Annotated in this window: 23 protein-coding genes; 8 read left to right on the top strand and 15 right to left on the bottom strand. The window is 63.6% G+C overall.

The window, feature by feature from the left end; genetic code table 11:
• Positions 1 to 52: 52 nt before the first annotated feature.
• Positions 53 to 961, bottom strand: coding sequence for a zinc ABC transporter substrate-binding protein (locus ACKLNI_RS19205; RefSeq protein ID WP_413720712.1), 909 nt, complete (start codon positions 959 to 961; stop codon positions 53 to 55).
• An 87-nt stretch (positions 962 to 1,048) separates the two neighbouring features.
• On the opposite strand from ACKLNI_RS19205, the gene ACKLNI_RS19200 reads away from it, so the two are divergent.
• The 3 genes from ACKLNI_RS19200 to ACKLNI_RS19190 are packed head-to-tail and all read left to right on the top strand — an operon-like array spanning position 1,049 to position 3,083.
• A complete protein-coding gene (locus ACKLNI_RS19200) occupies positions 1,049 to 1,531 on the top strand; it encodes a Fur family transcriptional regulator (protein ID WP_413720711.1) in 483 nt (160 codons plus the stop codon).
• Positions 1,528 to 2,280 carry a metal ABC transporter ATP-binding protein gene (locus ACKLNI_RS19195; protein WP_413720710.1) on the top strand — a complete coding sequence of 251 codons (753 nt, stop codon included), beginning with the start codon at positions 1,528 to 1,530 and terminating at the stop codon, positions 2,278 to 2,280. The genes ACKLNI_RS19200 and ACKLNI_RS19195 overlap by 4 nt, the downstream gene beginning before the upstream one ends.
• The gene (locus ACKLNI_RS19190; RefSeq protein ID WP_413720709.1) at positions 2,280 to 3,083 is read left to right on the top strand and encodes a metal ABC transporter permease; all 804 of its coding nucleotides are present in this window, start codon (positions 2,280 to 2,282) and stop codon (positions 3,081 to 3,083) included. Before ACKLNI_RS19195 ends, ACKLNI_RS19190 begins: the two co-directional genes overlap by 1 nt.
• A gap of 17 nt (positions 3,084 to 3,100) precedes the next feature.
• On the opposite strand, the gene ACKLNI_RS19185 is transcribed toward ACKLNI_RS19190, so the two are convergent.
• The 5 genes from ACKLNI_RS19185 to ACKLNI_RS19165 form a co-directional block, all read right to left on the bottom strand.
• On the bottom strand, positions 3,101 to 4,264 hold the full coding sequence (locus ACKLNI_RS19185) for a dipeptidase (protein ID WP_413720708.1): 1,164 nt from the start codon (positions 4,262 to 4,264) through the stop codon (positions 3,101 to 3,103).
• A gap of 48 nt (positions 4,265 to 4,312) precedes the next feature.
• Positions 4,313 to 6,130 (bottom strand): M3 family oligoendopeptidase, encoded by a 1,818-nt coding sequence (locus ACKLNI_RS19180; protein ID WP_413720707.1) that lies wholly within the window; start codon positions 6,128 to 6,130, stop codon positions 4,313 to 4,315.
• 155 nt (positions 6,131 to 6,285) lie between these two features.
• Positions 6,286 to 7,884, bottom strand: a complete 1,599-nt coding sequence (locus ACKLNI_RS19175) for an ATP-dependent DNA ligase (RefSeq protein WP_413720706.1) — start codon at positions 7,882 to 7,884, stop codon at positions 6,286 to 6,288.
• 165 nt (positions 7,885 to 8,049) lie between these two features.
• On the bottom strand, positions 8,050 to 8,700 hold the full coding sequence (locus ACKLNI_RS19170) for a ChrR family anti-sigma-E factor (protein WP_413720705.1): 651 nt from the start codon (positions 8,698 to 8,700) through the stop codon (positions 8,050 to 8,052).
• Between the two features lie 8 nt (positions 8,701 to 8,708).
• Positions 8,709 to 9,251 carry a sigma-70 family RNA polymerase sigma factor gene (locus ACKLNI_RS19165; protein ID WP_413720805.1) on the bottom strand — a complete coding sequence of 181 codons (543 nt, stop codon included), beginning with the start codon at positions 9,249 to 9,251 and terminating at the stop codon, positions 8,709 to 8,711.
• 226 nt (positions 9,252 to 9,477) lie between these two features.
• Between ACKLNI_RS19165 and ACKLNI_RS19160 the strand changes: the two genes are divergently transcribed.
• From ACKLNI_RS19160 to ACKLNI_RS19140, 5 genes are read left to right on the top strand one after another with little or no spacing between them, the layout of a single operon-like run.
• Positions 9,478 to 10,773, top strand: a complete 1,296-nt coding sequence (locus ACKLNI_RS19160) for an NAD(P)/FAD-dependent oxidoreductase (protein WP_413720704.1) — start codon at positions 9,478 to 9,480, stop codon at positions 10,771 to 10,773.
• Entirely contained in the window at positions 10,770 to 11,537 is a 768-nt protein-coding gene (locus ACKLNI_RS19155) for a DUF1365 domain-containing protein (protein WP_413720703.1), read from the top strand. Before ACKLNI_RS19160 ends, ACKLNI_RS19155 begins: the two co-directional genes overlap by 4 nt.
• Positions 11,534 to 12,793: an MFS transporter gene (locus tag ACKLNI_RS19150; RefSeq protein WP_413720702.1), complete on the top strand. Its 1,260-nt coding sequence runs from the start codon at positions 11,534 to 11,536 to the stop codon at positions 12,791 to 12,793. The genes ACKLNI_RS19155 and ACKLNI_RS19150 overlap by 4 nt, the downstream gene beginning before the upstream one ends.
• 3 nt (positions 12,794 to 12,796) lie before the next feature.
• Complete coding sequence (locus tag ACKLNI_RS19145; protein ID WP_413720701.1) at positions 12,797 to 13,381, top strand: DUF3833 family protein; 585 nt, start codon at positions 12,797 to 12,799, stop codon at positions 13,379 to 13,381.
• Complete coding sequence (locus tag ACKLNI_RS19140; protein ID WP_413720700.1) at positions 13,378 to 14,115, top strand: SDR family NAD(P)-dependent oxidoreductase; 738 nt, start codon at positions 13,378 to 13,380, stop codon at positions 14,113 to 14,115. The genes ACKLNI_RS19145 and ACKLNI_RS19140 overlap by 4 nt, the downstream gene beginning before the upstream one ends.
• Here the strand turns inward: ACKLNI_RS19140 and ACKLNI_RS19135 are convergent.
• From ACKLNI_RS19135 to fdh3B, 9 genes are all read right to left on the bottom strand, one after another.
• On the bottom strand, positions 14,112 to 14,753 hold the full coding sequence (locus tag ACKLNI_RS19135) for a CDGSH iron-sulfur domain-containing protein (protein WP_413720699.1): 642 nt from the start codon (positions 14,751 to 14,753) through the stop codon (positions 14,112 to 14,114). The genes ACKLNI_RS19140 and ACKLNI_RS19135 overlap by 4 nt on opposite strands.
• Positions 14,754 to 14,815: 62 nt before the next feature.
• Complete coding sequence (locus ACKLNI_RS19130; RefSeq protein ID WP_413720698.1) at positions 14,816 to 16,108, bottom strand: NAD(P)/FAD-dependent oxidoreductase; 1,293 nt, start codon at positions 16,106 to 16,108, stop codon at positions 14,816 to 14,818.
• Complete coding sequence (locus tag ACKLNI_RS19125; protein WP_413720697.1) at positions 16,105 to 17,463, bottom strand: glutamine synthetase family protein; 1,359 nt, start codon at positions 17,461 to 17,463, stop codon at positions 16,105 to 16,107. The genes ACKLNI_RS19130 and ACKLNI_RS19125 overlap by 4 nt, the downstream gene beginning before the upstream one ends.
• Positions 17,456 to 18,139: a type 1 glutamine amidotransferase gene (locus ACKLNI_RS19120; protein ID WP_413720696.1), complete on the bottom strand. Its 684-nt coding sequence runs from the start codon at positions 18,137 to 18,139 to the stop codon at positions 17,456 to 17,458. Before ACKLNI_RS19120 ends, ACKLNI_RS19125 begins: the two co-directional genes overlap by 8 nt.
• Before the next feature lie 76 nt (positions 18,140 to 18,215).
• On the bottom strand, positions 18,216 to 18,401 hold the full coding sequence (locus tag ACKLNI_RS19115) for a PLDc N-terminal domain-containing protein (protein ID WP_413720695.1): 186 nt from the start codon (positions 18,399 to 18,401) through the stop codon (positions 18,216 to 18,218).
• A gap of 8 nt (positions 18,402 to 18,409) precedes the next feature.
• A complete protein-coding gene (locus ACKLNI_RS19110; RefSeq protein ID WP_413720694.1) occupies positions 18,410 to 18,535 on the bottom strand; it encodes a hypothetical protein in 126 nt (41 codons plus the stop codon).
• A gap of 16 nt (positions 18,536 to 18,551) precedes the next feature.
• Entirely contained in the window at positions 18,552 to 19,838 is a 1,287-nt protein-coding gene (locus ACKLNI_RS19105; RefSeq protein ID WP_413720693.1) for a c-type cytochrome, read from the bottom strand.
• Position 19,839: 1 nt separating this feature from the next.
• Positions 19,840 to 21,084 (bottom strand): formate dehydrogenase subunit gamma, encoded by a 1,245-nt coding sequence (locus ACKLNI_RS19100; protein WP_413720692.1) that lies wholly within the window; start codon positions 21,082 to 21,084, stop codon positions 19,840 to 19,842.
• Between the two features lie 130 nt (positions 21,085 to 21,214).
• Complete coding sequence (fdh3B, locus tag ACKLNI_RS19095) at positions 21,215 to 21,808, bottom strand: formate dehydrogenase FDH3 subunit beta (protein WP_413720691.1); 594 nt, start codon at positions 21,806 to 21,808, stop codon at positions 21,215 to 21,217.
• Between the last annotated feature and the right edge of the window lie 15 nt (positions 21,809 to 21,823).

Raw genomic sequence — 21,823 nt, 5'->3', positions numbered from 1 at the left:
TCCCGCGTGGCCGTGTCGCATATCCGTGACGTCCCGACACGGGGCGGTATCATCAGCGACAAGCGTCGAAACTGTTCCCCAAAGAGGCCAGAAATGCAGGATAAAAAGGGGCTTCAGCCAATACGCCGGTTCCCAGCGGATCGATTTCCACGATCTTCATGGCCCCGCCGTTCGACAACACGCCAATCAACTGGCTGTTTTCCTGCGGCTCCGTCAGCAAACAAAATGTACCGGATCGTATCAATTGTTCCTGCAGTTTGGCGATTCGCGCCGGACCGGGGGCAGCAGCGTCTCCCAAGGTGACGGCCCCGACCGGTTCCAGCCCGAATCGGGCCTCGAAGTACTGATAGGCGTCATGAAACACGAGGTAGCGAATGCCGTCCGCTCCCTTCAGTTGCTCCTGAAGCTTCTGAAAGGCTTCGTCGATTTCGGCACGGCCGGCCTCGGCATTCGCCCGGTAGGTTCCGGCATTATCGGGATCGAGATCTGACAGGACGCCCGCGATCACCTCCAGCCAGTGCTGTGCATTGGCAGGATCGAGCCACGCGTGCGGGTCGATGTCGTCGTGACCGTGTCCGTGATCGTGGTCATGCCCGGAGTGATCAGCACCGAATTCCTCAGCTTCACGGAAAGGCAGCAGCGCCGTGCCCTCGGTATCGAGGAGTTCGACCACCGTCGCATCCGAAGCCAGTGTCTCGACGGGCCGCAAGAGCCATGGAGACAGCGCCTCGCCGACCCAGAAGACGGCGTCGGCCTGCTCCAGCGCGGCAGCTTCCGAAGGACGCAGATCGTGACTATGCGCAGACGCCGCAGGCGGCACCACCAAAGCAGGTGTCCCAAGACCCGACATGACCCGCGACACCAGACCGTGGACAGGCGGAATATCGGTCGCGACCTTCGGAACCTCGGCAAGTGCGGGACCGGACAGAGCGGAAAGGAGAAGAGCGAGAAAAAGGCGCATGGGAATCTCATCGGTGAGGCAACGGCGCGCTTGATAAACGTTATAGTATAACATATCAATATCCAAGCTTCACCCGGACAGAACTTTATGGACCCGATCGGCTTCGACACTCACGATCATGCGCACTGCATCGCAGACGGCATCGCCGCCGCCGAAGAGCATTGCCGGACGGCTGGGGTCCAGATGACGCCGGTGCGCCGGAGGGTGCTGGAAATCCTGCTGGAACGGCATCGCGCGATGGGCGCCTATGAGATCCTGGACATCCTGAGGGACGAAGGGCTTGGCTCGCAGCCGCCCGTCGCCTACCGGGCGCTTGATTTTCTTGCCAGACAGGGCTTCGTGCATCGGATCGAGCGACTGAACGCCTTCGTGGCCTGCGCGCATCCGGGCGAGGATCACGCGCCCGCCTTCCTTATCTGCCGCACCTGCGACCGCGTGGCCGAGGCCCCGTCGGACGCCCGGAAAGGCAGGCTGGGCGAAGCCGCGCGCCAGGCCGGGTTCAAGATCGAACGCGCAGTTGTCGAAGCGGTCGGGCTTTGCCCGGATTGCCAGAGAGAGGGCAGATCATGAGCTTGGTCGAGGTCAGGAACCTGTCCGTCGCCTACCTTGGAAAGACGGTGCTCTCCGGCGTGAATTTCAGCATCGATCCGGGCGAGATCGTCACGATCGTCGGCCCGAACGGGTCGGGAAAGTCCAGCCTGCTGAAGGCGATTCTCGGAGCGGTCGAGCCCGCGACGGGTCAGGTGATGCGGGCGCCGGGGCTGAAGATCGGCTATGTTCCCCAGAAGCTGCATATCGACCAGACCCTGCCGTTGACCGTGGACCGGTTCCTCAACCTGCCGAAACCGGTCAGCAAGGCAGAACGGGATGCCGCCCTTGACCGCGCCGGAGCCTCTGATCTGGGCGGCCGGCAGATGTCGGCGCTCTCCGGGGGGCAGTTCCAGCGGGCACTGCTGGCCCGGGCGCTTCTGGACAAACCGCAGCTTCTGATCCTCGACGAGGCGACACAGGGTCTCGACCAGCCCGGTTCCGCGGCCTTCTACGAAGAGATTGAAGCCGTCCGGCGCGACACCGGCGCGGCGATCCTGATGGTCAGCCACGAACTGCACGTCGTGATGGCCGCCAGCGACCGGGTGATCTGCCTGAACGGCCACATCTGCTGTGAAGGCGCGCCGGAACACGTCGCATCGGCCCCGGAGTATCGCGCGTTGTTCGGCACCGGCACGCGGGGCACGCTGGCGCTTTACCGGCACGAGCACGACCACGCGCATGACCATGCGCACCATCACGACCACGCCCACGACCACGAGCACCACTGATGGACCTTCTCGACTCGTTCCTCATCCGCGCGGCACTTGCAGGGCTGGGCGTTGCGCTGGCCGCCGCGCCACTGGGGTGTTTCGTGGTCTGGCGGCGCATGGCCTATTTCGGCGACGCCACGGCCCATGCCGCGATCCTTGGTGTCGCGATCGCGCTGGCCCTGTCGATGCCGGTCTTCGCCGGCGCGCTGGTTATGGCGCTGGTGATGGGCGTGGCAGTGACCGTTCTGTCCCATCGGGGCCTCGCGGTGGACACCGCGCTTGGAGTCCTTGCCCATTCCTCGCTTGCCTTCGGATTGGTGGCAGTCTCGTTCCTGACCAATGTGCGCGTGGATCTGATGGCGTTTCTCTTCGGCGACATCCTGGCGGTCAGCCAGACCGATCTTCTGGTGATCTGGACCGGCGCCGCCCTTGTGGTGGGTCTTCTGGTCTGGCGGTGGTCGGCGCTGCTTCTTTCGACGCTCAACGCCGAGTTGGCGCGCGCAGCGGGCGTCGACGCGCGCCGCGAGCAAATGATCCTGACCCTCGCTCTTGCGATCGTTGTTGCTGTGGCGATCAAGGTCGTCGGGGCACTGCTGATCGCAGCGCTGTTGATCATCCCAGCCGCCGCCGCGCGCCCGCTGGCCGAGACGCCCGAGCGGATGGCCTCCATCGCGGCGGGGATCGGCGCTCTCTCGGCATTGGGCGGACTGTGGCTGGCCTGGGAACTCGACACCCCGGCGGGACCCAGCATTGTCTGCGTGGCGGCTTTGCTGTTCACCGCAAGTTCGGTCTTCAGGGCCACAGGAAAGTCTGGCGGCTGACCCGCAGGAGACCCGGTCTAGGGCAATCGCGCCTTCAGCACGCGAACCATATTCTCCCCTGCGATCTTGCGGATTTGCCGCTCGCTCAACCCGGCGTCGAGCATGGCTTGCGTCAGACCTGCCAGCTCCGAGGTGTCGAAACTGGTCGTCACAGTGCCGTCGAAATCCGACCCGAGCGAGACGTGGTCCTCACCCACAAGTGCAATAGCGGCCTTGATCGCAGCGGCAATCCCGGCGGGACTGTCATCGCAGGTGACGCTAGCCCAGTAACCGATGCCGATCACCCCGCCCCTGCGGGCAATATCCTGCATCAGCGGATCGGCAAAGTTCCGCGGTGTCGGACAGTGCGAGTGGATACCGGTGTGGCTGACGACAAGAGGGATGTTGGTCAGGGCCAGAACGTCACGCACCACCTGCGGGCTCGAATGCGCAAGATCCAGCACCATGTTCCTCCGGACAACCTCCAGAACGACAAGCCGGCCAAAGTCCGTCAGCCCGGACTCGTCTTCGCCATGCAGCGAGCCGCCGAGATCGTTGTCGAAGAAATGCTGCAGTCCGACCAGTCGCAGACCCGCCGCCTCAAGCCGGTCCAGGTTCTCTATGTTGCCTTCCAGCGCATGCCCCCCCTCGATACCGAAGATCCCGCCGACAACCGTCCGGTCCGCAGCCCGGTCGGCCAGCAGCGTGTCGAGATCCGCACCGCTCCGGATCACGCGAAGACGGCCATCGCTTCCATCGGCGGCATCCTGGAGTTTTTGCGCCTGGTAGAGCGCGCGCTCGGCAAGGCTTGACCATGTACGAACCGGCCATAGCTGACCCATCGCCAGAAGCGTGATGTCGTCCGGTGCATCCGCCGCGTTCGTTTCGTAGTTCAGGCCGCGGGGCGATCTGGTCACGGCAGTGAAGACCTGAAGCGCGACGTTCCCTTCGATCAGGCGCGGCAGATCGACATGCCCACGGTCAGCCCGCTTCAGGATGCTGCGCTTCCAGAGAAGACTGTCAGCATGCCAGTCGCCGATCAGAAGGTCATCATGAAGCGCCCGGGCCTCAACGGAGACCTGCGCCGGTTCATGCGCCCTGACGACGTTCTGCGATCGCTCCGCAATACCCGGCGCCAGGGCGAAGAACGCCACAAGGCACAGGCTCAAAAGCAATAGCGCTGCCAACGCGAAGCGTCGCATCCATCCCCCCGTCGCGCGGCCTCCTCCGCGCGTGTTGCCGCGCCAAGCCTACTCCAGCGCCTCCAGTTCGTCGATGAAGCCCGAAATCATCGAAAGACCCTTGTCCCAGAACGCCGGGTCGCTTGCATCCAGACCGAAGGGTGCCAGAAGCTCCTTGTGGTGCTTCGAGCCACCCGCCTTCAGCATCTCGAAATACTTCGCCTGGAAATCCGCATCGCCCTCCTCGTAGGCGGCGTAAAGCGCGTTCACCAGCCCGTCGCCAAAGGCATAGGCATAGACGTAGAAGGGCGAATGCACGAAATGCGGGATATAGGCCCAGAAGGTTTCGTACCCCTCCATGAAGTCGAACGCCGGTCCCAGGCTCTCGCCCTGCACACTCATCCAGAGCGCGCCGATGTCGTCCGGCGTCAGCTCGCCCTCGCGCCGCGCATCGTGCAGCTTGCACTCGAAATCGTAGAACGCGATCTGCCGGACCACCGTGTTGATCATGTCCTCGACCTTGCCGGCCAGAAGCACCTTCTTCTCCTTCGCCGAGGGCGCGTTACGCAGCAGGCGCTTGAACGTCAGCATCTCGCCGAAGACGCTCGCGGTCTCGGCCAGCGTCAGGGGCGTCGAGGCCAGCAACTCGCCCTGCCCCGCCGCCAGACGCTGGTGCACGCCATGGCCCAGCTCATGGGCCAGCGTCATCACGTCCCGCGGTTTGCCAAGATAGTTCAGCATCACATAGGGATGCACGTCGGCCACCGTGGGATGCGCGAAGGCGCCCGGCGCCTTGCCGGGTTTCACGGGCGCATCGATCCAGCCCTTGTCGAAGAACGGCTCGGCCAGCTTCGCCATTTCCGGGTCGAACTCGCCATAGGCAGAAAGGACGGTTTCACGCGCCTCGTCCCATCCGATCCTGCGGTCCGATTCCATCGGCAGGGGCGCATTGCGATCCCAGACCTGCATCCGGTCCAGGCCCAGCCAGCCGCGCTTCAATTCGTAATACCGGTGCGACAGCTTAGGATAGGCATTCACCACCGCGTTCCGCAGCGCCTCGACCACCTCGGGTTCCACATGGTTCGAGAGGTGCCGGCCGGTCTGCGGCGTCGGCATCTTGCGCCAGCGGTCCTCGATCTCCTTTTCCTTCGCCAGAGTGTTGTGCACGCGGGCGAAGATCTTGACGTTCTCGCCGAAGACACGCGCCAGTTCCCGCGCCGCGCCTTCGCGCTTGGTACGGTCCTGCTCGGTCAGGTCGTTCAGCGTGGCTTCCAGCCCGCGCGTCTCGCCGTCGATCTCGAACTCGAGACCCGCGATTGTTTCGTCGAACAAACGGTTCCAGGCCGCGGCGCCGACCGTCGACTGGTCATGCAGGAACTTCTCCAGCTCGTCCGACAGCTGATAGGGCCGCATAGCGCGAAGCCTGTCGAAGATCGGCTTGTAGCGGGCCAGTTCGGCATTCGCGGCGAACCAGCCTTCCAGAACGCCATCCTCGATCCGGTTCACTTCAAGCGAGTAGAACACGAGCGGCGTGGTGAAGACCGTCACCTTGTCCTGCGCGTCGGACATCGCCTTGGCACGCGCCGCATCGGTGGTGTTCTGATAATAGCGAAGCCCGATGAACGACATGATCCGCCCGGCGATCATGTCGATCTTCTCATAGGCCAGCACACAGTCCAGCATGCCCTTAGCATCCAACCCGGCAAGCTTGCCCTCGTAAGTCGCCGCGAAGTCGGCGCAGGCCTTCTCCAGCCACTCCATGTCGCGCTTGAACTCGGGCGCATCGGGGCTGGTGTAGAGATCGGAAAGATCCCATTCGGGCAGATCGCCGAGATCCTTTCCGCCTGCGGCATTGGCGTCGAAATTGGGCTGGGGGTCGAAACGCATGAAATTGTCCTTCTCTGTCCTCCACCTGACCTAGCGGTCCGGGCGGAACGGTTCAAGAAAGCTCGATCGTCTTTCTTCCTGGCAAAAATACGGCGGGGGAGCGCGAGGGGGCGGCGCCCCCTCGCATGGCGCGACGCCAAAGGCGGCGCAAACCCTCAGCCATGGGCGGCCAGCATCGCCTTCAAATCGTCCAGCGTGTTCGCCTCCGCCACCGGCTTGTCCCTGCGCCAGCGGCTCATGCGCGGGAACCTGAGCGCCACGCCGGACTTGTGCCGTGTGCTCTCCTGGATGCCCTCGAAGGCGATCTCGAAAACATGTTCGGCCTTCACCGACCGCACCGGACCGAACCGCTGAAGCGTGTTCTTGCGGACCCAGGCGGTGATCTCGCGGAATTCGGCGTCGGTCAGGCCGGAATAGGCCTTGGTAAACGGCACCAGGTCATTTCCCGACCAGACGGCGAAGGTAAAATCGGTGAACAGGTTGGCGCGCCGTCCGTGGCCGGCCTGCGCATAGATCATCACCGCGTCGATCACCAGGGGATCGACCTTCCACTTCCACCAGTCACCCTTGCGCCGCCCGTCGCGATACGGGCTGTCCAGCCGCTTCAGCATCACGCCCTCGGCCCCCAGATCGCGGGAAGCCTCGCGCTGCCGGGCAAGGTCGTCCCAGTCCGCGAACGTCAGAAGCGGCGACAGACGCAACGGGGCGTCGGAGGGAACATCCCTTGCGATACCGTCCAGGCGCGCGCGCCGTTCGGCGAAGGGCGCGTTCCGGATGTCGGCGCCGCCATCTTCGAGAAGATCATAGCCTCTCAGAATGACCGGGGCTTCTTCCAGAAGCTTCTTCGGCACCATCTTCCGGCCGATCCGCTTCTGAAGCGCGTTGAAGCTCAGCGGCATCTCCGCAGAGGCGTCCCAGGCCAGAAGCTCGCCGTCGATCACCGTGCCATCGGGCAGGAAGTCGATCAGCCTCGCCAGTTCCGGAAAGCGGTCGGTCATCAGCTCCTCGCCGCGCGACCAGACGAAATGCTGCCCCGAGCGGACGACCACCTGCCCCCGGATCCCGTCCCACTTGTGCTCCGCCGCCCAATCCCGTGCGTCGCCAAGGCTCTCGACCGGATCGTCAAGCTGGTAGGACAAATAGAACGGATAGGGTTTCGAAAGATCCGCGCCGGGGTCGGGCGCGAGGATCAGACCGGAGTAGCTGACGGTTTCGGGTGTCCAGTCGCCCATCAGGCGATGGGCAAGGTCCGCTTCCGCGATGCCTGTCGCCCGGCTGAGAGCGCGGGTCATGAGCTTCTGGCTCACGCCCATGCGGAACCCGCCGGTGATAAGCTTGTTGAACACGAAGCGCTCCGTGGCCTCCAGCCCGTCCCATGCAGCCAGCACACGTGTCTTGCGCTCGGGCTCCTCCAAGGCTGACCACCCCTTGATCTCGGCGACCCACTCCGACAGCGAACGGTCCGTTTTCCGCACTGGCTCGGGCAGGACAAGCGCGATCGTCTCGGCCAGGTCGCCGACAATCGGATAGCTCTCCTCGAAGAGCCAAAGGGGAATGCCTGCCCGCTCCGCCGCCCATTCCCGCAAGCGCGTGACGGTCACGCTGCGCTTCGGACGGCGACCCGACAACAGCGCGATGGTCCACAGTCGGTCGGCCTCGGACGCTTCGGTGAAATAGGCCGCCAGCGCGTCGACCTTTGCATTGGTCCCGGTGGTCTGGTCCAGCGCGGTGAAGAGTGCGGCAAAGCGTTTCATGAGGCACGCGCCCGGCAGAGTGCCGTCCTGCTTGTGCCGGAGACGTGTCGGAGAGACGATGAGGATGCGCCGAGCATAAAAGCAAATCTATGGCGTCGCGCCACGGATAGCATCGAAATTCTGAGCCGGCCCGCCCTCGGGCCGGCACAAAGCGTCGGCCGCCAGCTAAATCCCGATGAACTTTTGGGCGATCCGGGGAATGATGCCCTTGAACCGCAACGGGGCGTCGGTAGCTGCAAGGCAGATGCACTCCACACCCTCTTCCGCGACCGGCGTGTGATGCAGATCCTCGTTCGCGACCTCGACATCCCCGCGACCGAACCGGTCTTCCTCATCCCGGAACGCGCCCTGCAGAACGAGGGTCAGTTCCATTCCGCGGTGACCATGGTCGGGCATCGCCGCCCCGCCAGGGATGGCAAGCAGACGAACGCTGGCTTCACCGCCGGTATCCAGAACGGCCTGACGCACACCGCCGCCGATGGGCCGCCAGCGGATCGCATCGGCATCGCCACCGACATACTGCTGCAAAGGCGCGGGCAGAATGGCGTCGGGACCGGAGATATTCGCCGGCTGCACGATCTGCGGAGCCGCATCGATCAGGGCCATCGTCGCCTCTAGCGCATCTTCGGAAACAGACACCTCGTCCGAATCTCCGAGAAGCGCCCCGCCGACGGCGTCGAAACTGTCCATCCGGGCGCGGCATTCGTCGCACAGCGACACGTGGGTCGCGACGACAAGGCTGAACGCCTCGGGCAAGGTACCTGCGGAATAGCTCATCAGCAGGCCGTCGGTTAGGTGGTGTCTGATCTCGTTCATCGCGTAACTCACTTCATCGCGTGGCGCAGTCTCTCCAGCGCCAGCCGTATCCTCGATTTGATCGTGCCAAGCGGCAGGCCCGTTTCCTCTGCGATCTCGCTATGGCTGAGATCGCCAAAGTACGCCCGTTCGATCAGTTCCCTTTGTTTCTCAGGCAATTCCGCGATTGCCTTCGCCAGTTTCTCGCTTTCCTGCTGAAGCGTCATGACGTCGGCCTGGTCCGGTTCCGCCTCGGGGCCCCAGGGAAGATCCTCGGGTTCCGGGCGCCTGATCCGGCGCAGCGCATCGATCTTGCGGTTACGGGCAATCGTGAAGACCCAGGTCGACACGCTGGCCCGCGAGGGATCGAACATATGCGCCTTGGTCCAAAGCGTCGCCATGACCTCCTGCGTGCATTCGTCGGCCAAGGCTTCCCCTGCGCCGGACTTCATCAGAAAAGCCTTCACGCGGGGCGCGAAATGGCGAAACAGCTCGGCAAAGGCCGCGCGGTCCTGATGCTCGCGCACCCTGTCGACCAATGCGATCCATTCTTCGTTGCCGGCTTCCGCCATGACAGTCACGCGCTCTCGCCTTTCGTCAGACACGTTTCCCACAGGCCCACAATAACCATGTGTACCGCGTGTGCCAGCCCGGCTTTCAAGTGCGATTTCCATCGACATTTGTTCCCAATACGCGGAAGGGGGCAGGATGGATTACTTTTTTCCCATCCCTGAATTTTTAATCTGCACACCTCTGTTTGCCGTAAAGGTAAGCAGGACAAACACAGGAGCACATTGAATGCCGTTTGAAGAGCGCGGTTCGGCCGCAAAACGTATTGCGGTCATCGGCGGCGGCATTTCGGGAATGGGCGCAGCCTATCATCTGGCCGAGAACGCCCATGTGGTCCTGTTCGAGGCCGAGCCGCGACTGGGCGGGCACGCGCGCACGATCATGGCAGGCAAGCGCGGCGACCAGCCGGTGGACACCGGGTTCATCGTCTTCAACTATCAGAACTATCCGCATCTGACCGCGCTTTTCGATACGCTGGGTGTTCCTGTCATCGAAAGCAACATGAGCTTCGGGGTGTCAGCGCGGGGCGGTCGACTGGAATATGCGCTGAGCAGCGTGGATTCGGTTTTTGCCCAGCGCCGCAACCTTGCGCGGCCGGCGTTCCTGCGGATGATCGGCGATATCCTTCGCTTCAACCGCGAGGCGCTTGCGACGGCCAGACCGGGCATGTCCATTGGCGACCTGACCGAACGTCTGGGGCTGGGCCCGTGGTTTCGCGAGTATTACCTGACACCGTTCTCGGGCGCGATCTGGTCGACTCCCAAGCGCAAGATCCTCGATTTCCCAGCCGATGCGATGGTCCAGTTCTTCAAGAACCACGGCATCCTCGACTGGAACGAGAACCATCAGTGGTACACCGTCAAGGGCGGCTCGATCGAGTATGTGACACGCCTTCAGGCCGCGATCGAATCCCGCGGCGTCGACCTGCGCCTCGGCGCGAAGACCCGTGGCGTCCGGCGTCGCGCGTTCGGAGTCGATGTGCGCTGCGAAGGCGGCGAGTGGGAACCCTTCGACGCGGTCGTCTTTGCCACCCATTCCGATGATACGCTCTCGCTCCTCTCGGACCCGACCGGTGTGGAGCGGACGGCACTGTCCGCCGTGCGGTACCAGCCGAACCGCGCCGTCCTTCATTGTGACACCTCGGTCATGCCGAAACGAAAGAAGACCTGGTCGTCATGGACCTATGTCGAGACAAGCACCGACCCCGATCACCCGATCGACCTGAGCTACTGGATGAACTCGTTGCAGCCCATCCCGCATGACGACCCGCATTTCGTGACGCTGAACCGCGAAGCGCCAATCGCCGAAGAGAAAATCTACGACGAATGCGTCTTTCACCACCCGGTCTATGACAGCGCGGCTCTGGCCGCGCAGGATACGATCCGGGCGATCAACGGACAGAACCGGACCTGGTTCTGCGGCGCGTGGATGCGGCACGGCTTTCACGAGGACGGGTTGGCCTCGGCGGTCGAGGTCGCCGGGCAGATCACGGCCGAGAACCAGATATCGCTGGCTGCCGAATGACCTCACGCGTCGATCATATCGACGGGCAGACCTTTCACGGTCGCAAGGGCGCGGTGGAAAACGCGTTCCGCTACACCGTGGACTACGTGCTGCTGAATGCCGAAGATCCCTCGCCCTCGGCGCCGGCACTGTTCTCGCGCAACCACGGACGCCTCTTTGCCCTCCATGACAGCGACCACGGCGGCGCTCCGAAAGAGGGCCGCGGCGCGCCCTGGGTGCGCGAGGCCCTGCGCGAGCATGGAGCGGATGGGTTCGAGATCGGTCGGATCGACCTTCTGGCACAACCGCGTGTTCTGGGTCACGTCTTCAACCCGGTCTCCTTCTGGCTGATCCACGACGTCGAAGGCGCGCTGCGGGTGGTGATCCCCGAGGTGACCAACACCTACGGAGACCGCCACTCCTACCTTTGCCATCATCCCGACCTTCGCCCCATCGAGGCGACCGACCGGTTGCAGGCAACGAAGATTTTCCATGTATCCCCCTTCCAGCCGGTCGAGGGTTCGTATGAGTTCCGGTTCGATATCCGGGACGACCGGATCGGGATCTGGATAGACTACACCACCGGAAATGGCGGGCTTCTGGCGACGCTGACAGGCACCCGGAAACCTCTGACCAGCGGCGCCATCCTGCGTGCCATGCTGCGCCGCCCGCTTGGCTCGCGCCGCGTTCTGGGCCTGATCCACTGGCAGGCGCTGAAGCTGTGGTGGAAGGGCGCGTCGTTCCGCGTGCGCCCCGAACCTCCGGCGGACGAGGTATCGCGATGAGCGCCTCCTCCCAGCGATTGCCGGCCTATGCCCTGTTCGCAGCCATGCTCGCCATGGCCGGCCTGCCCATCTATATCCACGCGCCGAAGTTCTACGTCGACCAGTACGGCGTAAGCCTTGCCGCTCTCGGCGGCGTACTGTTCCTGTTGCGCCTGATCGACGTCGTGCAGGACCCCGCGCTTGGATGGCTGTCGAGACGCTTGCGGAACCGGCGGGCCCTTGCGGTTGCGCTCGGTGGCCTCGTGATGGCCCTGTCCATGCTGGGATTGTTCGCGGTGACCCCGCCGTTCAGCCCTATCCTGTGGTTCGCGCTGACGCTTGCGGCGCTGTTTTCGGGCTTCAGCTTCCTGACGATCAGCTTCTATGCACAGGGTGTCTCGAAGGCAGGGTCGCTGGGCGATGACGGGCATGTGCGACTGGCCGGCTGGCGCGAAACAGGCGCGCTTCTCGGTGTCTCGCTGGCTGCCGTCGCGCCGGTGGCGCTGCTGGCGGTCTCGGACAAGCCCTTCGCCATCTTTGCGGCGCTGTTCGCCTGCCTTGCCGTCGCGGCCATTCTTGCGATGCGCTCCGAATGGCGGCCCGCGATGGTGGCCGCAGACACCGGCTTCCGCGAAATCCTGTCAGACCCAATGGCGCGCAGGTTGCTGCTGATCGCTCTCCTGAACGCCACGCCCGTCGCGGTCACCTCGACGCTGTTTCTCTTCTTCGTCGAAAGCCGGCTGGACGCACCGGGTTGGGAAGGTCCGCTTCTGCTCCTGTTCTTCCTCGCGGCGGCGGCAGCGGCACCACTATGGTCGCGCGTTGCAGTGCTTGTCGGCGCCAAGCAGGCGCTGATGGCCGGAATGGCCCTGTCCATCCTTGCCTTCGGCTGGGCCGCATTGCTGGGCGCCGGTGACATTCTGCCGTTCGTCGTGATCTGCATCGCCTCGGGCGCGGCCCTGGGCGCGGACATGACGCTTCTGCCCGCGATCTTTGCCGCCCGTGCGGCAGAGGTATCGCCCGAAGCGGCCGAAGGTTTCGGCCTTTGGTCCTTCGTTTCCAAATTCTCGCTGGCTTTCGCCGCGGTGGTTCTGCTGCCGCTTCTGGAAGCCAGCGGCTTTCAGGCCGGGTCGGATGGTCTTCCCGACACGGCAAAGACAACCCTGACGGCGATGTACGCGATACTGCCTTGCGTTCTGAAAGTCGCCGCCCTGGCTCTTCTGGCAGCGACGCCGCTTGACGGCCCCGACGCCAGACCTGCCATGAAGGAGGCATAGGTCATGGATTACTTTTTCGCATTTCTGATGGGGGCTGCGGTGATCGCGGCGTCGGTCTGGCTGCGCGCCCGGTATCTCGACTTCGCGGGTCAGACACCCGAGGACTATGCAGGCACCGAGAAGGCATTCGATCTGCGCAAGCATCTGAACGGGCCGATCCTGTGCGAAGGCGTGATCTTTGGACCCACGGGGCGCGTCACCTCGCGCTTCGTCGCGGATTTCTACGCTGAATGGGATGGCGACAAAGGCCGGATGACCGAACAGTTCCGCTATTGCTCCGGTGCAACGCAGAATCGGGAATGGCGCCTGACGCTCCTGCCCGACGGCCGCATCCGCGCCGAGGCGGAAGACCTGATAGGCGCGGGCGAGGGCAGGCAATCCGGTTCCGGCGTCAAGCTGTCCTACAGGATCAGGCTGCCCGAAAGCTCGGGCGGGCACGTTCTGGACGCCGTTGACTGGATGTACCTGGTCGAGAACGGCACCATCATGAACCGCAGCCAGTTCCGGAAATTCGGGATCAAGGTCGCCGAACTGGTGGCCACAATGCGCCCCGTAGAGGCGGCCGAACGGAAGAAGGAAGCGGCGTGAGAGACTGGAAGGGTAAAAGGTACTGGATTGTCGGGGCTTCCGCCGGGTTGGGACGCGCGGTCGCGCTGGAGATCTCGAAGACTGGCGCCGAGGTGATCCTGAGCGCGCGCGGCAAGGACGATCTCGAAACACTGGCGGCAGAATGCCCCGGACCGGCGCGGGTCGTCCCCGTCGACATCGCCGACGCCGAAAGCGTCGCCTCCGCGGCCCGCGAAGCGGGCGCGGTCGACGGCCTCGTCTTCCTGGCCGGGGTCTACTGGCCCATGACTTCGCAGGAGTTCGACGGCGAAAAGGCCGCGGCGATGCTGAACATCAACCTGACCGGCGCGGTGCGTGTTCTTGGTCACGTGGTGCCTCGTATGATTGAGCGGGGAACCGGGCATATCGTGCTGACCGGATCGTTGTCCGGGTTCCGGGGCCTGCCCGGCGCGGTTGGCTATGGCGCGTCCAAGGCCGGCATCATGTCGCTGGCCGAAACCATGTATGCCGACCTGAAAGGCTCCGGCATCGACGTGCAACTGATCAACCCCGGCTTCATCAGGACCCGGCTGACCGACAAGAACGACTTCAACATGCCGTTCATCATGGAACCCGGACCTGCGGCCCGCATCTTCGTGGAGCATATGCAGGGCGACGGCTTCGCACGGAACTTTCCGACGCTCTTCAGCCTGTTCTTCCGCGCCACCCAGTTCCTGCCCGACTGGCTGTATTACTGGCTGATGAAGCGCGGCTAGCCTTCGGACGTCCCTGCTTTCCGAAAGCCGATCTTGCCATGCGATCCGTCGCAGAAGGGCTTGTTGTCCGACGCGCCGCAACGGCAGAGCCACGCTTTCTGCGTTCGCGCAACGCGGGAGCCATCGGCACCGATCACCTCAACATTGCCGACGATCATCACCGATCCGTTCTCGCGCGCGCTGATCTCGACCGGGCCGTCGCCTGCGGGAAGCTCGGTGTCCTTCTCACCCTTGAAGGAAGGGAGACCCGTCGCCTCGAATCCGTCGCGATGGGAATTGTCGCAGAACGGCGGGTTCGTCGTGCGCCCGCAACGGCAGATCAGGGCACGGGTCCGAGGTGCCAGGCCTTCGATCCGGACATCGCCCCGGACCTCCAGCGGTCCGTTCTCCCAGACACGGACCGTGTTCGACTTCGGTGCGGCCTCGACCAGACCCGATTTGCGCTCATAGGTCAGCGCTCCAGACGGGCAGGCCTCGATGATCCTGACGATTTCCTCCGTCGGGGTGTCTCCCGGCTGGATCCAGGGTCGCGCGTCCGGGTCGAAAACGCCGGGCAGTCCCAGAACGCAGCGCCGCGCATGGATACAGGTCTTGCCATCGAAATGGATGGTCAGGTCGTCTGTCTCTATCGGTTTCATGGAACACCTCCGCTATCAGGAAGTACCTAGCAGCGGAGGGGATCACGGCAAATGCCTTTGGGTCAGATCCCCAGCCGGTCCCGCAGAGAATACCACGTCATCGCCAGAGTCAGCAGCGGAGCGCGCGCCGCCGCACCGCCCGGGAATCCCTGAAGCGGCAGTTTCGACATCAGGTCCAGCCGTCCCGCCTGCCCTGCCACCGTCTCAGCCAAGATCTTGCCGGCCAGCCCGGTGAGGGCAACGCCGTGGCCCGAGAAACCGGCGGCAACGATCGTCTTGTCGTCGATCCGGCGCACCATCGGCAAACGGTGCATGGTGATCCCCAGCGTGCCGCCCCAGTGATAATCTATGCGCACCCCGTCCAGTTGCGGGAACAGTCGCAGCATCCGTGCGCGCAGCGCGGTCAGGATATCGGTGGGAAAGCCCAGACCATAGTTTTCGCGACCGCCGAACAAGAGACGGCCATCCTGCGACAGCCGGAAGTAGTTCACCACGAAGCGGTCGTCGGCGACGGCGACATCCCGTGGCAGCACATCCTTCGCCCGATCCCCCAGCGGTTCGGTTGCGGCAATGAACGAGTTGATCGGCATCACACGGGCTGCAACGAAGCCGTTGATATTGGGAAGGTATCCGTTGCCCGCGATCACGACGTGATCCGCCCTGATCGTTCCCGTCGCGGTCTCGACAGCGCCATCCGACACCCGCAACGCCTCGGTCATCTCGAAGATCGTTGCACCGGCCGCCTCGGCGGCACGCGCCAGTCCCAGGCAGTAGCGGAGCGGGTGAATATGCCCGGCATCCATGTCCAGAACGCCGCCCATATAAACCTGCGCCCTGCAGACATCCTGAATGGCGTCACGGTCGAGGTACTCGGTCTCGTACCCATAGGTCTCGGAGAGCCAATGCGCATAAAGACGTGACTCGGCTGCGCCCTTCTCGGTCCACTCGCCCTGCAGGACACCGGGCTTGTAGCCGGCCTCGGGCGCATGGGCCGCCGCCAACTCCCGCGTCAGCGCCTTGGCCTCCACCGTCAGATCCCACAGCTTGCGGGCATCGTCCTTGCCGACCCGCCTCTCAAGCCAGTGCTGGTCCTTGTTCCAGCCCGTCCCGACCTGGCCGCCGTTGCGCCCCGACGCGCCGAAGCCAACGCGATGGGCATCAATCACGACGACTTTGAGCCCCTTCTTCGCGGCATGCAGCGCGGTTGAGAGTCCTGTGTAGCCGGCCCCGATCACTGCCACGTCCGCACGCATGTCTCCGTCCAGCGCCGGGCGCTGGGGCGGGATGTCGGCGGTTGCGACATAGTAGCTTTCGGGGAAAACCCCGGGCCGGTCGTTGTGGTACAGAGGATTCATACGTTCAGCAGCAGATGTTCGCGTTCCCAAGGGCTGATGACCTGAAGGAAATCGTCATACTCGGCCTTCTTGACGATCTCGTAGACCTCGCAGAACCGTTCGCCCAGAACCGCGCGGAATGAGTCTGCGGCCTCCAATTCGTCCAGCGCGGCATAGATGCCTCGTGGAATCTCCTCCTCGGTGTCATAGGCATCGCCGATGAACTCGTCCTTGGGCGTGATCTTCTCGATCATTCCGAGGTATCCGCAGGCCAGCGAGGCCGCGATCCCGAGGTAGGGGTTGCAGTCCATGCCCGGCAGGCGGTTCTCGACCCGCCGCGCCTCGGGCCCGGAGACGGGCACGCGGATCGCGGTGGTGCGGTTGTCACGGCCCCATTCAAGGTTGATCGGGGCGGCGTGATCCTTGACGTAGCGCCGGTAGGAATTGACGTAGGGCGCGAAAAGCGGCGTCGCCGCCGGAATATAGCGCTGCAGACCGCCGATGAAATGCATGAACTCCGGCGTCTCGTTGCCATCGGCGTCCGAGAAGATGTTGCGCCCGGTTTCGGTCGAGACGACCGAATGGTGGATATGCATCGCGCTGCCTGGCTCGCCTTCGATCGGCTTGGCCATGAATGTCGCATAGCACTTGTGGCGCAAAGCAGCCTCGCGGATCAGCCGCTTGAAGAAGAAGATCTCGTCTGCCAGCACCACGGGATCCCCATGACGCAGGTTGATCTCAAGCTGGCCGGCCCCGCCTTCCTGCGTGATGCCGTCGATCTCGAAGCCGTGGGCCTCGGCGAAATCGTAGATGTCGTCGATCACCGGACCGAACTCGTCGACCGCGCTGATCGAATAGGCCTGCCGTGCCGCCGCCGGACGGCCAGAGCGACCGACCATGGCCGCCACTTCCTGAGACGGATCCGTGTTCGGAGCGACGAGATAGAACTCCATCTCGGGCGCGACGATCGGGGTCCAGCCCTGCTTGTTATAGAGCTCGACCACCCGCTTCAGCACGTTGCGTGGCGCAAATGGCACCGGCTCGCCCGACTTGAGAAACGCGTCGTGAATGACCTGCAAGGTCATGTCCGCCGTCCAGGGCGCAGCCGTGGTGGTGGCATAATCGGGTTTCAGAACCATATCGGGTTCGGTGAAGCCCTCCTCGCCCGCCGCCTCGCCCCAAGCTCCGGTGATGGTCTGGAAGAAGATCGAGTTCGGCAGGTAGAAAAGCGACTGGGTCGCAAATTTCGAGGCAGGCATGGCCTTGCCGCGCGCAATTCCGGAGAGGTCGGAGATGATGCATTCCACCTCGTCCAGACGTTTGTCGCCCAGAAACTCGCGGGCGGCCTCGGGTATCTTATCAAGCCAATCAGACATGGCTGTTTTCCTTGAAAAATTTGACAATGTTTTCCGCAATCACGGCATTATCAACGGATTGATCCATCCGTTCCTTTGCCAATTCGATCCGGTCCGGCGCTACAACGCCGGGTGCCCTGACATTCAAAAGAAGGTCAATCGCGTTCCGGTCGAACTCCGGGTGCGGCTGAACCGAATAGGCGGGTCCCTTGTAGCGAAAACCCGCGTAGCGGCAGAAATCATTCGACGCGATAACCTCGGCTTCCTCCGGCTTTTCGACGACCTGATCCTGATGCCAGGCGTTCAGAGCCAGCGTCCTGCCTTCGAAATCGTACTCGGTCCTTCCGACGCCCCAGCCGGCCGGGTACTTCGCGACCTTCCCGCCAAGGGCCTGCGCGATGATCTGGTGGCCAAAGCAGATGCCCACCAAAGGGACTTCCTCCGCATAAGCGGCGCGGATGAACTCTTCGAGCGGCCGAATGAACGGCAGGTCCTCATAAGCCCCGTGGCGCGATCCGGAAACCAGCCAGCCATCCGCATCCCGCACGCTGTCGGGAAATTCCATGTCCACGACACTCCATGTCCGAAACTCCAGCCCATGGCCGGCAAGCAATTCGGAGTAGAGGTCGGAGTAGGTACGTGCAGGATAGCCCGCGGCCTCGGGAAAGTGGCCGCAATTAAGTATACCGATCAGCATGGATCACCGTGTGAATGAACGCGGCAAACCTAGCTTCGGCCCCGAAAACGGGCAAGGGGGAATTTGATCAAAAATTTCAGGCCAGTTTTTCACGCGGTCCGATCAGGAACCAGGCGACGAATCCGATACCGGGAAAAGCGAACAGAATCGCTGTCCAGATCAGGCGCGACATCAGGCCCGTGCCCGAGCGCATGACGGACAGCCACGCCCACATGTTGAATGCGAGAACGATCAGCAGCCAGAGACCAGCATACTGGAACATGGTTGGCTTCAGTCCAGCCGCACGGCATTGCCGGACTGGCGGTCTTCCGAGGAAAACCCGGCCTGTCCCAGCCCGTACCACGCCCCGACCATGATCAGAGCGGTCACCACGAATGCGGTAAGCATGACTTTCATCGGACCTTGTCCTTCTTCACGTGTTGTCTTTCAGGTATTCGATCAGATCGAGCCGGTCTTCAGGCTTCACGATGCGCTGCATAGGCATTTTTGAGCCGGGAATGAAGTGGTCGGGACCCAGATCGAAAAGCTTGTCGATCGTTTCTTCGTTCCACTCGAAGCCAAGGTTCGCAACGGTATTCGAGTAGAGATAGCCCGCGACGGTGCCCGCCTGCCGCCCGAACAGCCCGGCCAGTGTCGGACCCGCCCTGCGCACTCCGTCTTCTTCAAGGCTGTGGCAGATCGAGCACTTGCGCCGGAACTGCCGTTCGCCGTTCGACATGCTGGAAGGGTCGCCAAGGAAGCCGCGCTTCTGCGTGGCCATGATCGGCGCATCCAGCTCGTGCCGGACAGGCCAGATATAGGCCGCATCATCGATGCCCCCGGCCAGCAGGCTTTCGTTGTCAGACGTGAAAGCCAGCGCCCAGACGGGACCGTTCGCCGCCGCCCGGTAGTCGTCGACGATGCGCCAGCTCCCTGTACTGACGGTCATCACGAAACCCTCGCCGTCGCCCACGGCCATCAGGCTCCGGTCGGGCGACAGGGCCATCGAGAGGATCGGCCTGCGCTCCAGCGTAAGGTCGGCCAGCAGATCGTCGGTCGTGGTGTCGATCACCCGCGTTCCGCCGTCCACGGCGCCATAAGCCAGCCAGCCATCGCCCATCAGGAGCTTGTTCACGCCGAAGCCGTGCTTGATCAGCAACCGCTTCTCCTGACCCGTTGTCACGTCCCAGGTGCGGATCGTGCCATCCGCCGAGGCGGAATAGACAAGCGATCCGTCGGGCGAGAATACGACGTCGCTGACCGAACTGGAATGCCCGTCCATGACCGCCAGTGTGTCCCCTGTCCCGATGTCCCAAAGCCGGATCGATCCGTCCCAGGCCGCGCTCGCCAGACGCGCGCCATCGGGTGAAACGGCCAGTCCGTTCACCTGCCCCTCGTGCCCTTCCAGCCGGCGGATATGCTGCCCGGTCTCGGTGTCCCAGATCTCGATCGCGAAATCGTCACCACCCGAGGCCGCGCGGCCATCTCCGAGAAAGACCACCGACTTGACCGCGGCTTCATGGCCCTCCAGCCAGATCACCTCGTCGCTGCCCAGTGTCCAGACGCCGACGGAATTGTCGAAACTGCCCGTCAGCGCGAAGCGTCCGTCCGGCGACACGGCGGCATCCATCACGGGCCCGCCGTGCCCGACCAGGGTCCGGAAATCCGCTGCCTGGGCCGGAAGTCCGGCCAAGGCCAGGATCAGCGCCAGTCGCAGCATGCTACTCGGCCGGCGTCGCCTGCTCCGGTGCCTTGCCTTCCTTGGCCTGCTCTTCCTCGACCCAGAGGCTGTGGTGCTCTTTCGCCCAGTTCAGATCCACCTCGCCGGAACCCATGGCGTCATAGGCGCCCTCCATCCCGAGGCTGCCGATGTAGATATGCGCAAGAATGATGCCCATCAGGACGAAACTGACCATGGCGTGCCAGATCTGGGACAGCTGCATTTCGGCGTGCGGCGTGAGTGTCTCGGGCAGCGGGTCCATTCCGAACCAGCCCGGAGCGCCCAGCGCGTTCAGCTTGGCAAAGGTCGGAGCGAACATCTGCAATTCGAACGGGAACAGCAGCGACAGGCCCGAGGCCGAGATCGAACCGCCCAGCAGGATGACCGACCAGAAGATCAGTTTCTGGCCGGCGTTGAACTTCTTGGCCGGCGGATGCCCCTTGCCGATGATCCCGCCGCCCTTGGCGAACCAGACAAGGTCGGTACGGTTCGGAATGTTGTGTATGACCCACAGGACAAACACCATCACCAGCGCCAGCATGAAGGCCCAGGATACGTTGTTGTGCACCCATTTCGATGCAAGGGCGAGGGTTGCGTAATTCTCCTTGCCGATCCAGTCCATCAGACCGTTGCGGCCGAAGAGAACCAACAGTCCGGTGATCCCCAGAAGGATGAACGACCCGGCCAGCAGCCAGTGCGCGAACCGCTCGATCGCCTTGAAGCGCACGATCGTCACGCCGGCCTTGCCGTGCTGGATGCGGATGCGGCCGCGGATCAGGTAAAACAAGGCCAGGAGAACGATCGTCCCAAGCAGGAAATAGCCGCCATAAGTACGGAGAGGGCCCTCTCGGAACTGCAGCCATTTCATGCCGCTGTCCTGCACCAGAAGGGTCGCGCCCGGGTTGCGCGCCTGGCTGACGACATCCGCTTCGCCATAGCGCAGTGCGCGCCACAGCTCGGGATCGGATGCGCCACCGAGAGTGCCTAGCTGGTCCGTCGCCGGAGCGCCGCCATCCGGATCGCCGATGGCGTCGCGCCTGAAACTGTCGTCGATATCCTCCCCGCGCTGCCTGCGCAGGATGTCCTCGAGAGTCTGCGCGCCGCCGGTTGCGGCCCGCGGCGCCTCGGTGGCCGTTGCGTCGCCCGTCTCCTGCGCGATCGCGGGAACAGACAGGACGCCAAGGGCGATGACCAAACTCAAGAGAAGCCGGTGTATCACGGTTTTCACTCCCTCCCGGGCGGGCATCTTCCTTCCTGCCCGCTTTTTCAGTGCTCAATCTAGCGCGGATACCGAAAAGTCCCGATCCGCTGGCAAAAGGCGCCCCGACAGATGCCGGGGCGCCCTTTTCAGTTCCCTGCCATGGCAGAGCCTGGCGTTAGCCGCCCTTCTGATCGTAGGCGGTGCCCCAGCCCCAGGCGCCCGAGCCGAAACCACGGGCCACGACGCGCTCGCGATAGATGTCGCTGACGTCGTCGCCGTCACCGGCCAGAAGCGCCTTGGTCGCGCACATCTCCGCGCAGATCGGCAGCTTGCCTTCGGCCATGCGGTTACGGCCGTACTTCTGGAACTCGACCGTCGACATGTCCTCTTCCGGGCCACCGGCGCAGAAGGTGCACTTGTCCATCTTGCCGCGGGAACCGAAGTTGCCGGCCTGCGGGAACTGCGGCGCGCCGAAGGGGCACGCGTAGAAGCAGTAGCCGCAGCCGATGCAGAGGTCCTTCGAGTGCAGCACCACACCGTCATTGGTCTGGTAGAAGCAGTCGACCGGGCAGACCGCCATGCACGGCGCGTCCGAGCAGTGCATGCAGGCGACCGAGATCGAGCGTTCGCCCGGATCACCGTCGTTGATGGTGACAACCCGGCGCCGGTTGATCCCCCAGGGGATCTCGTGCTCGTTCTTGCAGGCCGTGACGCAGGCGTTGCACTCGATGCAGCGTTCGGCGTCGACGAGGAATTTTACTCGTGCCATTCTTCTATCCTCCCC

The sequence above is a fragment of the Silicimonas lutimaris genome (assembly GCF_047314965.1).
In the GTDB taxonomy this organism is placed as follows: domain Bacteria; phylum Pseudomonadota; class Alphaproteobacteria; order Rhodobacterales; family Rhodobacteraceae; genus JAVJUV01.
The sequence above is the reverse complement of the archived record's forward strand: the minus strand, read 5'-3'. Positions and strand labels throughout refer to the sequence as shown.